We start from the raw sequence: 12,385 nt of genomic DNA, 5'->3' as shown, positions 1-12,385 counted from the left end.
CTATCCTGCCCCGTCCTCCCCGAACAGGGCGAGGGCGGTGTTCACCAGGCCGATGTGGCTGAACGCCTGCGGGAAGTTGCCGAGCTGCCGGCCGGACACCGGGTCGAACTCCTCGGACAGCAGGCCGACGTCGTTGGCGAGTCCGGCCAGCCGCTCGAACAGCTCCCGGGCCTCCTTGGTACGGCCCGTCATGTGCAGGGCGTCCGCGAGCCAGAACGAGCACACCAGGAAGGTGCCCTCGGAGCCGGGCAGTCCGTCGACGTCCGTTCGGTCCGAGTCGGTGGTGGTGTAGCGGCGCAGGAAGCCGCCGTGGTCCAGCTCCTTGCGGACCGCGTCGATGGTGCCGATCACCCGTGGATCGTCGGGCGGCAGGAAACCGACACGCGGGATGAGCAGCAGCGCGGCGTCCAGTTCGCGCGAGCCGTAGGACTGCGTGAAGGTGTTGCGCTCGGGGTCGTAGCCCTTGTCGCACACCTCGCGGTGCACCTCGTCGCGCAGCGCGCGCCAGCCGTCCAGGTCGCCGTCCAGCTCCGGATGGCGCTCCAGGGTGCGTACGGCACGGTCGGCGGCGACCCACACCATCACCTTCGAGTGCACGAACTGGCGCCGGCCGCCGCGCACCTCCCACAGCCCCTCGTCCGGCTGCCGCCAGTGCGTGCGCAGGAAGTCCATCAGGGCCGTCTGAAGCGCCCACACGTCCGGCTGGGCGGACAGGCCCGAGATGCGGGCCAGCGACAGGGAGTCCATGACCTCGCCGTAGACGTCCAGCTGAACCTGTTTCACGGCGTCGTTCCCGATGCGAACGGGGGCGGACCCGGCGAAGCCGGACAGCCACGGCAGCTCGAACTCGGGCAGCCGTCGCTCGCCGGCCACGCCGTACATGATCTGGAGGTCCGCCGGGTCGCCCGCGACCGCGCGCAGCAGCCAGTTCCGCCAGGCCTCGGCCTCCTCCTGGTAGCCCGCCGACAGCAGCGCGCCCAGGGTGAGGGTGGAGTCGCGCAGCCAGCAGTAGCGGTAGTCCCAGTTGCGCACCCCGCCCGGCTCCTCGGGCAGTGAGGTGGTGGGGGCGGCGACGATGCCGCCGGTCGGGGCGTAGGTGAGCGCCTTGAGGGTGATCAGGGAGCGGACGACGGCGTCCCGGTACGGCCCGTCGTAGCGGCAGCGCGACACCCAGGCCCGCCAGTCCTCGACGCTGTGGCGCAGCGACTCGTACGGGTCGACGAGCGGCGGGCGCTGCTCGTGGGAGGGGTGCCAGGTGAGGACGAACGCGACCTTCTCCCCCTTCCGGACCGTGAACTCCGCGTGCGTCCCGAAGTCCTCGCCCCAACTGCGCACCTCCGGCTCGGTGCGCAGCCACGTCGAGTCGGGGCCGGCGACGGCGACGCGGTGGCCGTCGACCCGGCGTACCCAGGGGATGATCGAGCCGTAGTCGAAGCGCAGCTTGAGGACGCTGTGGAGCGTCACCTCGCCGTCCAGGCCCTCGACGACGCGTACGAGGTCGGGGGCGCGGTCGCGCTGGGGCATCAGGTCGGTGACCCGGACCGCTCCCTGCCCGGTCTCCCACTCGGTGTCCAGGACGAGGGTGTCGCGGCGGTAGGCGCGCCGGGTGCACCGGTCCGCCCCCACGGGGGCGATGCGCCAGTAGCCGTTGTCCTCGTCGCCGAGCAGCCTGGCGAAGCAGGCGGCCGAGTCGAAGCGGGGCAGGCAGAGCCAGTCGACGGATCCGTCCGTGCCGACCAGGGCAGCGGTCTGTTCGTCGCCGATGAGCGCGTAGTCCTCGATGCTCGGGTGCACGGAGTGCGGGTTCCCGGCAAGTCGGTACGGCAATCAGGGCAGGGGCCGGGGGAGTGACAGGCCCGAGGCGGCCGGGGAGCCGGCGCCGGAGAAGATGACACCCGGGTCCGACGGCGCCTGGTTGAGCACCCACAGGCCGATCAGGGTCGCCAGGGCGAAGACGACCGCGACCAGTACGGCGAGCACGAGCCGCCGCCGGCGTTCGCGCCGCAGCCACTCGCCGCGTGCCGTGCGGTACGCGTCCGGGTCGGGAAGCACCCCGCCCGCCAGAGCCTCGAGCGCCTCGCGCAGCTCACGTTCGGTGCGGCCGTGGCCGGGCCGGTCGGGACTGGTGCCACGCGACGGAGTCGTATCTCGATGCGTCATCGCCGGGCCTCCATCGCCTGGGTCAGGGCGGCGATGCCGCGTGCCGTGTGCGTCTTGACGGAACCACAGGAGATGCCCATCGCGGCGGCTATCTCGCTCTCCTTCAGGCCGAGCCAGTGCCGCAGCACCAGCGCCTCGCGCTGCCGGGGCGGCAACTGCTGGAGGGCGTCGATGAGCACGCGCTGGTCGTCGCGCAGCAGCGCGGCGTGCTCCGCGGAGGCGACCGCCTCGTCCGGCGGGTTCGGCGGGTTCTCCTCGTGTCTGCGGGCGACTTGGAGGTGCCGTATCCGCATCCGCGTCAGATTGCAGACCGTGGAGCGCAGATACGCCTCCGCCGCGGCCGCGTCCCGCAGGCGCCGCCACTTGCGGTAGATCTGGTAGTACGCCTCGGCCACCACGTTCTCCGGGTCGTCCGCGCCGAGCAGGACGGCGAGGCGCAGCATCGAGGAGTAGTGCACCTCGAAGAGGCGGGCGACGCCGGCCTCCCGCTCCGCGTCGTCCGGACCGCTCACCGCGGGGGCGAGCGGCTCGGCTCGGGCGGCCGGCGCGGGGACCGGTGGCAGGGCGACCGGGGTGTTCTGTCTGCGTCTCACGGAGTGTTCGCTCCCGTCTCCGGGCGCCGCCTGACGGTCAGGCGGGACGGCAGGTCTGTCGCGTCGGCGCCGCGCGGGACGCCGAGGCGTGTCAGCGCCGCGGTACCGGCCACCGCGACGACCAGATTGAGCAGCAGGGCGGCGAGCCCGGCGTAGATCTCCAGCGGTCCGGCGCCGGTACCCAGCGGCACGACCGAGGAGAAGCCCTCGCGCACCACCAGGTACGTCCCCGACGCCATGCCCGCGGCCCACCCGGCGAGCAGCGCCCGCGGGTGCAGCCACCCGGTGAACAGCCCGACGGCGACCGCCGGGAAGATCTGGAGGATCCACACGCCGCCGAGCAGCTGGAGGTTGATGGCGTCCTGGTCGCGCAGCCCGAACACGAACGCCACGGCCCCCACCTTCGCGGTGAGCGACACCGCCTTGGCGATGCGCACCTGCCGCTTCGGCGTGGCCGTCGGATGGACGTACTCGACGTACACGTTGCGGACGAAGCTCGTGGCGGCCGCGATGGACATCACGGCGGCCGGGACCAGCGCGCCCACGGTGATCGCGCCGAACACCAGTCCGGCCAGCGGCCCCGGCATCAGCCGGTCGACCAGCATCGGCACGGCGGCCTCGGCTCCGCCCTCGGGCGCCCGCACCCCGGTGGCGAGCGCCGCGATGCCGAGGAAACCGAAGAGCGCGAGCAGCGCCGTCCAGGCGGGCAGCGCCACGGCGGCCCTGCGTACGGTGCGCGGACTGTCGGCGGCGAACCCGGCGGTGAGCACGTGCGGGTACATCAGCAGCGCGAGCGCAGAGCCCAGCGCGAGGGTGGCGTAGGCGGGCTGCTGCTCGGGGGAGAGCAGCAGGGCGGAGTCCGGCGTGTCCGTCCCGGCCAGCCGCCGCGCCGCTCCCTCGAACACCGCGCCCGGTCCGCCGAGCCGTTCCAGGACCAGCCAGCACACGGCCGTGAGCGAGACGAACACGGCCACCGCCTTGAGTGCCGAGATCACCGTCGGCGCGCGCAGCCCGTGCCGGTACGTGGCCACGGCCAGCCCCGCGAACAGCGCCACCATCACCAGGTCACCGGCCGCTCCCCGGGGATAGAGGCCCCCGGCCGTGAGCACGGCCCGCAGGCCGAGCAGCTGGAGCGCCAGGTACGGCATCGTCGCGAGGATCCCGGTCAGCGCCACCACGAGCGCCAGCGGCGGTGAACCGTACCGCCCGCGCACGAAGTCGGCAGCCGTGACGTACCCGTGGCGGCGGGCCACCGACCACAGACGGGTCAGCAGAACGAAGGCGAGCGGACAGACGATCACCGTGTACGGCACCGCGAAGAACGCGGGCGCGCCGTTGCCGTACGCCAGTCCGGGGACGGCGGTGAACGTGTACGCGGTGAAGATCGTGCCGCCCAGCAGCAGCCAGGTCCACCCGGGTCCGAGGCTGCGGTCGGCGAGCGCCCAGCCCTCCAGGGAGGGCAGCCGGTCGACGGGGCGCAGCCGGCGCGCGGTGACGGCGAGCAGCGACGCTCCGCCGATCACGGCGAGGAACGTCGTGGTCATGGCGCCATCCGCCACGGGTCACCGTCCTTGGTGTGCCTGAACCCTCGCCTGCTGGTTGCGCGGGCGGCCGGTTCGGAGGACAGGAGAAGAAAGAAAACCGGCGGGAAATCTTCTGGAAATCCGCTGTCAACCGTTCTCGGCGGAAGCGCAACTCTTGCACAGACCGACAGCGAACGGGAGAGGAGCACAGGTCATGGCACGGACCGGCCGTCCACGGCTACGACGCGTAGCCGTCGCCCTCCTGCTGCTCGCTCCCGCCGCGGGACTGCTGTGGGTCCCCTGGTACGCCGGTGCGAGCCCACGGCTGGCGGGTACGCCGTTCTTCTACTGGTACCAGCTCGCCTGGGTACCGGGGTGCGGCCTCTGCCTGCTCGCGGCCTACGCGCTGACACGGCACGACGACCGTCACGGTCCCTGATCGCGCCACCACCGTCGCTACCACTCCGCAACGCTCCGGAACCCCTCGCAGCACCACCCGACACACCGCTCCAGGAGTCGCCATGTCCACGTCAGCCATGCCCGGATCCGCTCCGCAGGCGCCGGAGGGGCCACCGCCCCGGCGGTCCCGCATGACCCCCAGGTCGATCCTCATCTGGACCGGCGTCGCTCTCGTCGGCGCGGTCGGCTGGGGTGTCCTCGCGCTCTCCCGCGGCGAGGAGATCTCCGCCGTGTGGCTGGTGATGGCGGCCCTCGGCTCGTACGCCATCGCCTACCGCTTCTACTCGCGGTTCATCGCCCGCCGGGTCCTGGAGGTCGACGACACCCGCGCCACCCCGGCGGAGCGGCTGGAGGACGGCGTCGACTACCACCCGACCGACCGCCGGGTGCTGTTCGGCCACCACTTCGCGGCCATCGCCGGCGCCGGTCCGCTGGTGGGTCCGGTGCTGGCCGCGCAGATGGGCTATCTCCCGGGCACGATCTGGATCGTCGTGGGCGTGATCTTCGCCGGCGCGGTCCAGGACATGATCGTCCTCTTCCTCTCCATGCGACGGGACGGCAAGAGCCTCGGTCAGATGGCCCGGGACGAGATCGGCAGGGTGGGCGGCGCGGCGGCCCTGATCGGTGTCTTCGCCATCATGATCATCCTGCTCGCGGTGCTGGCCATGGTCGTCGTCAACGCCCTGGCCGAGTCGGCCTGGGGCACCTTCTCGGTCACCATGACCATCCCCATCGCCCTCTTCATGGGCTACTACCTGCGCTACCTGCGGCCGGGCCAGGTCGTGGAGACCAGTGTCATCGGCGTGGTCCTGCTGCTGCTCGCCATCCTCGGCGGCGGCTGGATCCAGGACTCGTCGATGGCGGAGTACTTCGTCTGGAGCCCCGAGACGCTCGTCTTCTGCCTGATCGGCTACGGCTTCGTCGCCTCCGTGCTCCCCGTGTGGATGCTGCTGGCTCCCCGTGACTACCTGTCGACCTTCATGAAGGTCGGCACCATCGCCCTGATGGCCGTCGGCGTGGTGGTCGCCGCCCCGACCCTCAAGGCCGAGCCGGTGACGGAGTTCGCCTCGACCGGCGCCGGACCGGTGTTCGCCGGAGGGCTCTTCCCGTTCCTGTTCATCACCATCGCCTGCGGCGCCCTGTCCGGCTTCCACGCCCTGGTCTCCTCCGGCACCACGCCGAAGCTGATCCAGAAGGAGTCCCAGGTCCGGATGATCGGGTACGGCTCCATGCTCACGGAGTCCTTCGTCGCCGTCATGGCGCTGATCGCCGCCTGCGTGCTGGAACCGGGCCTGTTCTACGCGATGAACTCCCCTGCCGCGCTGCTCGGCCCGACGGTACAGACCGCGTCGGAAGCGGTGAAGAACCTCGGCTTCAGCATCACCCCGGACCAGCTCGCCGCGGCGGCCAAAGCCGTCGAGGAGCACACCCTGGTCGGCCGCTCCGGTGGCGCGCCCACCCTGGCCGTCGGCATGTCGGAGATCTTCGCCGGGGTGTTCGGCGGTGCCGGGATGAAGGCCTTCTGGTACCACTTCGCCATCATGTTCGAGGCCCTGTTCATCCTGACCACGGTGGACGCGGGCACCCGCGTGGGCCGCTTCATGCTCCAGGACATGCTGGGCAACGTCTGGAAACCGATCGGCCGGGTCACCTGGAAGCCCGGCATCTGGATCACCAGCGCCCTGGTCGTCGGCGCCTGGGGTTACTTCCTGTACGCCGGCGTCACCGACCCGCTCGGCGGCATCAAGCAGCTCTTCCCGCTGTTCGGCATCGCCAACCAGCTGCTTGCCGCGGTCGCCCTGGCCGTCACCACGACCATGCTCGTCAAGGCGGGCAAACTGCGCTGGGCGTGGGTGACCGGCATCCCGCTGGCCTGGGACGTGGCCGTCACCTTCACCGCAGGCTGGCAGAAGATCTTCTCGGACGACCCGAAGATCGGCTTCTTCGCCCAGCGGGACGTCTACGCGGACGCCATCGACGCCGGCAAGCTGCTGCCGGGCGCCACGAACACGGACGACATGCACACCATCGTCCTGAACAACACCGTCGACGGCGTGATCATGGCGATCTTCCTGTTGCTGGTCCTCATCGTCCTGGTCAACTGCGCGGTGGTGTGCTTCCGCGCCCTGCGCGCCACCGAGCCCCTGCCGACGACCGAGGCCCCGTACGTCGCCTCCCGCATCGATGTCCCCGAGCAGCGGAACACCGAGCCGCTGGTGGGGGCGGGCCCGTGAGCACCGTACGGAAGATGCTGGACGCCGTGCTCTGGTACGCGCGCGAGCTGACCGGCGAGACGGAGTACGACCGCTACTGCGAGCGGCACCGGCGCCACCACCCGCACGCTCCGGTGCCGACCCGACGCGAGTACCAGCGGATGCGCACCACGCAGCGCGAGTGCGAGGCGCCCGGCCGCTGCTGCTGACCCCGCGCGGCGGCGTCCTCCCGCGCGGTTCCCCGGCCGTGTGGCGTCCTGCGTCGCGTGGTTCCCCGGCGGCGCGGCGTGGCGTGTCCTCCCCAGCCCTGAGGGCACGCCCGCCGCGCGACCGGCCTCGTCCTGCCCCGCTCCGCCTTCGCCGAGCCGAGATGCTCAGACGCCGCCCTTCCCTGCTGATCCGCCCAGAACTCGACGACGGCCTCCTGCACGCGGCCCTCGCCGAACTGCGACCGTCCCCTCAGCTGCACGGGCTCGGCGCGGGCAGCAGCCGTCCCGTCCGGGAGCCCGCCGCCCGGCTGCTGCGCGCCACAGGACGGGACTGGGACCGCAGGGCACACCGGGTGTCGGTCCTCGCCCGGAACATGCCGTCCGCGATCCCCGAGCGCTGGGTGGCCGAGCGGCCCGCCCACGGCGACGCCCTGCTGCTGTCCGCCTGCGCCGCGGTTGCCCGGATCCCGGTCGGTGACCCTGCCGCCGTACGCCAGGCCGAACAGGCGTGTCTGCGTGCCGCCGACCCTGCCCCGGGGATCCGACGCCCTGGCCGGCCCTGTTCTCGCTGAGTGCGTGCCTGTGCCGTACCGGGTCCGTGACGCCGTGCCCGCGCGTCCCGAGGCCCGTCAACCGCGCACCGTGGCACCGAGGCGCCTACCACCAGATGCTGGGCTGTCTGTCGCCGCGCGGCCACGGCACGCTCTCCGACATGCTGACTTCGCCTGGCAGAGCGCGGTCCAGGCCCCGCACGGCTCGCCGTGCTGCCGGTGGCGGCCCGCGTGGAGTTCGGCGCCCACCGCCAGGGCCTGACGGGCCTCGCCGCCATCGGCGCGAGCGGTCACTGGAATGGGCTCCGGGCGGCCGAGGAGCTCGACCGGGCCCTGTCCGGCTGGTTCCACACCGCCGTCGCGCCCCATGCCGAGGCGATGACCGGCCTCGACCTGCTCGCCTTCGCCCTGACCCGCGCCCACCGCCCGGCCGAGGCCGCACTCGTCCTGCGGCGCGTCGGCCGCCGCATGACACGCCATCCGTGGGACCTGCTGCCCGAGCCGGAACGGTCCTTCCCCTACTGGCGGGACGGCCCGGCCGACTGACGACAGCCACGGCTGGGACCGACGGCGTCACGCCGTGGCCGGCTGCGACTCCCTGTCCTGCTCCGTCGTGGCGGCCGCCGCCTGCGCCCGGTCCCGGGCCTCGCGGCGGGCCAGAACCACCCAGCCGACCGGGACGGCGGCGGCGAACAGCCACCACTGGACGGCGTACGCGTAGTTCAGCGCGGCGTCCTCCTTGCCAGGGTCGCCGAGCAGCTCGGGGGTGTCGCCCTCGGGATCGGGCGCCGTCTGCGCGATGTAGCCGCCGAGCACCCGCGCGTCCAGGCGCCGGGCCTCCTGCTCGCTGTTGATCAGCATGATCTGCCGGTCCGGCAGGCCCTTGAGGTCCTTGATGCCGCTCGCCGAGGTCGTCTCGTCGGGCATCAGCCGCCCCTCGATGGTCACCTGGCCGCTCGGCGGTGCGGGGACCTTCGGGAACGCGGTCTGGCTCGGACCGTCCGAGGGGATCCAGCCCCGGTTGACCAGCAGAACCTTGCCGTCGTCGAGGACGAACGGGGTCAGGACGTGGTAGCCGACCTCGTCGTCGGAGTTGGTGCGGCGGCGGACGACGACCTCGTCCTCGGTGTCGAAGCGGCCCTTCGCGGTCACGGTCCGGTACCGCTCGGCGCTGGTGACGGTGTGCCCGGGCGCGGTCAGCTTCTCCACGGGCACCGGCTCGGCCGCCAGCGCGTCGGTGACCAGTTGGTTCCGGGCGGTGCGCTCCTCGTAGCGATGCATCTGCCAGATGCCCAGCCTGATCATCGTGGGGATGAGAAGCAGGGCGATCAACGTGAGGATCACCCACTGCCGGGACATCAGGAAGCGGTACACCCCACGACCGTACAACTCGGTCGTGGGGTGTATTCAGCCGGGTACGGGTTCAGACCTTGTCGACAATTCCCACCTTTCCCTCCGCGCGGGCGCAGTGGGCGCCGCAGTACCAGTGGCCGTCGACCTCGACGCCCTGGCCGATGATCTGTACCCGGCAGTGCTCGCAGATGGGGGCCATGCGGTGGATCGCGCAGGCGAAGCAGTCGAAGACGTGCACCGCCCCCTGCGCATGCACCTCGAAGGTCATTCCGTACTGATTGCCACATACCTCACAGGTCGCCATGCGCCACAGGGTGAGCCGTCGCCCCGGCCCGGGCGAGTGGCCACCGGGCGAGTCGCCCGTCAATCACCCGTCCGTACGGTCACCCCTCGGACGCCGGCTCCACATCCGCGAGGAGTTGCCCGAATGCCGCCTCGTCCACGATCGGCGTGCCGAACTGCCGGGCCTTGACCACCTTGGACGTGCCCGAGTCCGGGTCGTTGGTGACGAGCAGGCTGGTCAGCCGGGACAGGCTGGTGGCCACGTGCAGCCCGGCCTCGGTCGCCCGGTCCTCCAGCAGCTCGCGCTCGGTCGAGGTGTCGCCGGAGAAGGCGACCCGCATGCCCTGCTTGAGCCGCCCGCCCGCCTCGTAGCGCCCCGGGTTGGGGTAGGGGCAGGCGGGCCGCTTCCGGGAGGGGCGCCAACTGGTCTGGCGGTAGCCGCCGTAGCCTCGTGGGCCCGCCTGCTGGCCGATGCGGGGCGTGGCGGGGCGGTCCGACCACTCCGTCAGTGGCCGGCACTCGTGCAGCGGCAGCCGTACGCCGTTCGCCGCCGCGGCCCTGAGGCTGGGCCGGAACGCCTCCGCCAGCACGCGCGCGTCGTCCAGTGCGTGGTGCGCCCGCCGCTGGATGACGCCGAAGTGCGCGGCGAGGGACTCCAGCTTGTGGTTGGGCAGCGGAAGCCCCAGCTCCTTGGAGAGCGCGATGGTGCACAGCCGCTGCCGCACCGGCGCCTCGCACTTCGCACGCGCGTACTCCCGGGCGATCATCTGCCAGTCGAAGGCGGCGTTGTGCGCGACGAGCACCCGCCCCTGGAGCCGGGCCGTGAACTCCTCGGCGATGTCCTGGAAGAGGGGCGCGCCCTCGAGCGCCTCGCTTGTTAGTCCGTGGATCCACACGGGGCCGGGGTCACGCTCCGGGTTGACCATCGTGTACCAGTGGTCCTCGACCTCGCCGCGCGCGTCCAGCCGGTAGACGGCCGCGGAGATGATGCGGTCGTCCCGGGCCAGGCCCGTGGTCTCCACGTCAACGACCGCGTACCCCTGGGGATACGCGGCCGGCCACGACGTGGGAGAGAACGCTGCGGTCGTCAGGTCTTCCAGCATGGTTCCTGAGGATACGGGCCACGACCGACACCGCCGTCCGCCAGGTGCGCGAGCTCCGCCCTTCCGATGCCCCCTCAGGTGTCTTGTCCGGTCTGTCCGTTCACGAGGCGTACGTCTGATCGAGGCTCAGGAGTTCCGGACAGCGGTCTCAGGGTTCGCGGGCGATGGTCATCGTCTCCCCCCTGTCGTTCCGCTCGGTTTGGCGGAGATCGCCAAGAAGCAAGCGCGTACCGTCGGTAATACTTGTGGGTAACAACGTCTGGCCGGGGCGGATCGGCGGTTCTACGGTTCAGGCATGCCGAACCTGCCCGATGTCGTGCTGTGGTCGATACCCGCCTTTGTGCTGCTCACCGTGGTCGAGATGGTGAGTTACCGTCTCCATCCCGACGAGGACGCGGCGGGCTACGAGGCGAAGGACGCCGCGACGAGCATCGGCATGGGGCTCGCCAGCCTCGCCTTCGACTTCCTCTGGAAGATCCCGATCGTCGCCGTCTACACGGCCCTGTACGAACTCACGCCCCTGCGCGTGCCCGTCCTGTGGTGGACCGTCCCGCTGATGCTGCTCGCGCAGGACTTCCTCTACTACTGGTCCCACCGCGGCCACCACGTCATCCGCATCCTGTGGGCCTGCCACGTCGTCCACCACTCCAGCCGGAAGTTCAACCTCACCACCGCGCTGCGTCAGCCCTGGACGTCCCTGACCGTATGGCCGTTCTACGTCCCCCTCATCGCTGCCGGAGTGCACCCGGCCGCGCTCGCGTTCTGCTCCTCCGCGAACCTCGTCTACCAGTTCTGGATCCACACCGAGCGGATCGACAAGATGCCCCGCTGGTTCGAGTTCGTCTTCAACACCCCGTCGCACCACCGCGTCCACCACGCCTCCCAGGGCGGTTACCTCGACCGCAACTTCGGCGGCATCCTCATCGTCTGGGACCGGCTGTTCGGGTCCTTCGTCGCCGAGACCGTGCGGCCGGTGTACGGACTGACCAAGAACATCAACACGTACAACCCGCTGAAGGTGGCGACGCACGAGTACGTTTCGATCGCGAAGGATCTGAAGGCGGCGCGCGACTGGCGCGAGCGCGCCGGGCGCGTGTTCCGGGGGCCGGGGTGGGGGCCTGCGCCGGCCGCCGCACCGGCGCTCACCCCCCGTACGACCGAGGCTTCCGCCCGTACGGCTGCGGCTCCGTCCGAGGCCCAGGCCCCGGCTTCGTCGCCCGTCGGGAAGAGCACATCGGCGTGAGCCACTCCCGACTCCTCCTCGGCGCCTTCGGGCTCGCCGCCGTCACCGACCTCGTCTCCCTCGCGGCCGGCTTCGACGCCGGGCACACCGCCGCCAAGCCGCTGCTGATGCCGCTCCTGGCGCTCTGGGCCGTCCTGCGCCGGGCACCCCGGCCGCTCGTGGCCGCCCTGCTGTTCGGCTGGGGCGGTGACGTGCTGCTGCTGTCCGACGCCGAGCCGGCCTTTCTCGCCGGCATGGGCTGCTTCGCGGCGGGACACATCTGCTACCTCGCCCTCTTCCGGACGCACGGCAGCCGGTACGCGGTCCCACGCGCGCGTGCGGGCCTGCTCGCCCTGGGCTACGCCACCGCCCTCGTCGCGACCGTCGCGCTGTTGTGGCCGGACCTGCCCGCGGACCTGCGCCTGCCCGTCGCCGGGTACAGCCTCCTGCTCACGGCCATGGCGTACCGGGCCGCCATCCGGTTCGGCCTCTTCGCCGGACTCGGCGGTGCGCTCTTCCTGCTCTCCGACACGCTCATCGCCACCGGCGTCGCCGACTGGCCGCAGCCGCCCGGCCCGGATTTCTGGATCATGCTCACGTACATCGCCGCACAGACCCTCCTGGCCGGCGGCACGCTCGGGGCGCTCAACGCGCGCAGGGCGCCGGCCGCCACGTACGGGGAGATGCGCGCCGTCTGAGGCCCACCAGCGGACGGGG

At 71.7% G+C, this 12,385-nt stretch carries 14 protein-coding genes; 7 read left to right on the top strand and 7 right to left on the bottom strand.

The annotated features are described in order from the left end of the window. From V8690_RS08895 to V8690_RS08880, 4 genes are read right to left on the bottom strand one after another with little or no spacing between them, the layout of a single operon-like run. Entirely contained in the window at nucleotides 1-1,794 is a 1,794-nt protein-coding gene (locus tag V8690_RS08895; RefSeq protein ID WP_338777114.1) for a glycoside hydrolase family 15 protein, read from the bottom strand. A gap of 33 nt (nucleotides 1,795-1,827) precedes the next feature. Continuing rightward, complete coding sequence (locus V8690_RS08890; RefSeq protein ID WP_338777113.1) at nucleotides 1,828-2,160, bottom strand: hypothetical protein; 333 nt, start codon at nucleotides 2,158-2,160, stop codon at nucleotides 1,828-1,830. Beyond that, nucleotides 2,157-2,753, bottom strand: a complete 597-nt coding sequence (locus tag V8690_RS08885; protein WP_338777112.1) for a sigma-70 family RNA polymerase sigma factor — start codon at nucleotides 2,751-2,753, stop codon at nucleotides 2,157-2,159. The genes V8690_RS08890 and V8690_RS08885 overlap by 4 nt, the downstream gene beginning before the upstream one ends. Beyond that, the gene (locus V8690_RS08880) at nucleotides 2,750-4,312 is read right to left on the bottom strand and encodes a sodium:solute symporter (RefSeq protein ID WP_338777110.1); all 1,563 of its coding nucleotides are present in this window, start codon (nucleotides 4,310-4,312) and stop codon (nucleotides 2,750-2,752) included. Before V8690_RS08880 ends, V8690_RS08885 begins: the two co-directional genes overlap by 4 nt. Nucleotides 4,313-4,490: 178 nt before the next feature. Here V8690_RS08880 and V8690_RS08875 point away from each other — a divergent pair, with 178 nt between their 5' ends. The 5 genes from V8690_RS08875 to V8690_RS08855 all read left to right on the top strand — a co-directional run bounded on the left by V8690_RS08875 (nucleotide 4,491) and on the right by V8690_RS08855 (nucleotide 8,254). Continuing rightward, entirely contained in the window at nucleotides 4,491-4,715 is a 225-nt protein-coding gene (locus tag V8690_RS08875) for a DUF3311 domain-containing protein (RefSeq protein ID WP_338777108.1), read from the top strand. 82 nt (nucleotides 4,716-4,797) lie between these two features. Beyond that, nucleotides 4,798-6,969: a carbon starvation CstA family protein gene (locus V8690_RS08870; RefSeq protein WP_338777107.1), complete on the top strand. Its 2,172-nt coding sequence runs from the start codon at nucleotides 4,798-4,800 to the stop codon at nucleotides 6,967-6,969. Nucleotides 6,970-6,983: 14 nt separating this feature from the next. Further along, nucleotides 6,984-7,157, top strand: a complete 174-nt coding sequence (locus V8690_RS08865; RefSeq protein ID WP_078945501.1) for a YbdD/YjiX family protein — start codon at nucleotides 6,984-6,986, stop codon at nucleotides 7,155-7,157. 161 nt (nucleotides 7,158-7,318) lie between these two features. Beyond that, entirely contained in the window at nucleotides 7,319-7,729 is a 411-nt protein-coding gene (locus V8690_RS08860) for a hypothetical protein (protein WP_338777105.1), read from the top strand. Nucleotides 7,730-7,927: 198 nt separating this feature from the next. Further along, the gene (locus V8690_RS08855) at nucleotides 7,928-8,254 is read left to right on the top strand and encodes a hypothetical protein (protein ID WP_338777102.1); all 327 of its coding nucleotides are present in this window, start codon (nucleotides 7,928-7,930) and stop codon (nucleotides 8,252-8,254) included. A gap of 27 nt (nucleotides 8,255-8,281) precedes the next feature. On the opposite strand, the gene V8690_RS08850 is transcribed toward V8690_RS08855, so the two are convergent. From V8690_RS08850 to V8690_RS08840, 3 genes are all read right to left on the bottom strand, one after another. Beyond that, the gene (locus tag V8690_RS08850; protein ID WP_338777101.1) at nucleotides 8,282-9,082 is read right to left on the bottom strand and encodes an SURF1 family protein; all 801 of its coding nucleotides are present in this window, start codon (nucleotides 9,080-9,082) and stop codon (nucleotides 8,282-8,284) included. Nucleotides 9,083-9,131: 49 nt separating this feature from the next. After that, nucleotides 9,132-9,365, bottom strand: a complete 234-nt coding sequence (locus tag V8690_RS08845) for a hypothetical protein (RefSeq protein ID WP_338777099.1) — start codon at nucleotides 9,363-9,365, stop codon at nucleotides 9,132-9,134. A 79-nt stretch (nucleotides 9,366-9,444) separates the two neighbouring features. Continuing rightward, a complete protein-coding gene (locus tag V8690_RS08840; RefSeq protein WP_338777097.1) occupies nucleotides 9,445-10,446 on the bottom strand; it encodes a DEDDh family exonuclease in 1,002 nt (333 codons plus the stop codon). Between the two features lie 295 nt (nucleotides 10,447-10,741). On the opposite strand from V8690_RS08840, the gene V8690_RS08835 reads away from it, so the two are divergent. Together V8690_RS08835 and V8690_RS08830 are read left to right on the top strand one after the other, a co-directional pair. Further along, nucleotides 10,742-11,689, top strand: coding sequence for a sterol desaturase family protein (locus V8690_RS08835; RefSeq protein WP_338777095.1), 948 nt, complete (start codon nucleotides 10,742-10,744; stop codon nucleotides 11,687-11,689). Next, nucleotides 11,686-12,366 (top strand): lysoplasmalogenase, encoded by a 681-nt coding sequence (locus tag V8690_RS08830; RefSeq protein WP_338777093.1) that lies wholly within the window; start codon nucleotides 11,686-11,688, stop codon nucleotides 12,364-12,366. The genes V8690_RS08835 and V8690_RS08830 overlap by 4 nt, the downstream gene beginning before the upstream one ends. The last annotated feature ends 19 nt before the right edge of the window (nucleotides 12,367-12,385 follow it).

It is taken from the genome of Streptomyces sp. DG1A-41 (assembly GCF_037055355.1).
In the GTDB taxonomy this organism is placed as follows: Bacteria; Actinomycetota; Actinomycetes; order Streptomycetales; family Streptomycetaceae; genus Streptomyces.
The sequence above is the reverse complement of the archived record's forward strand: the minus strand, read 5'-3'. Positions and strand labels throughout refer to the sequence as shown.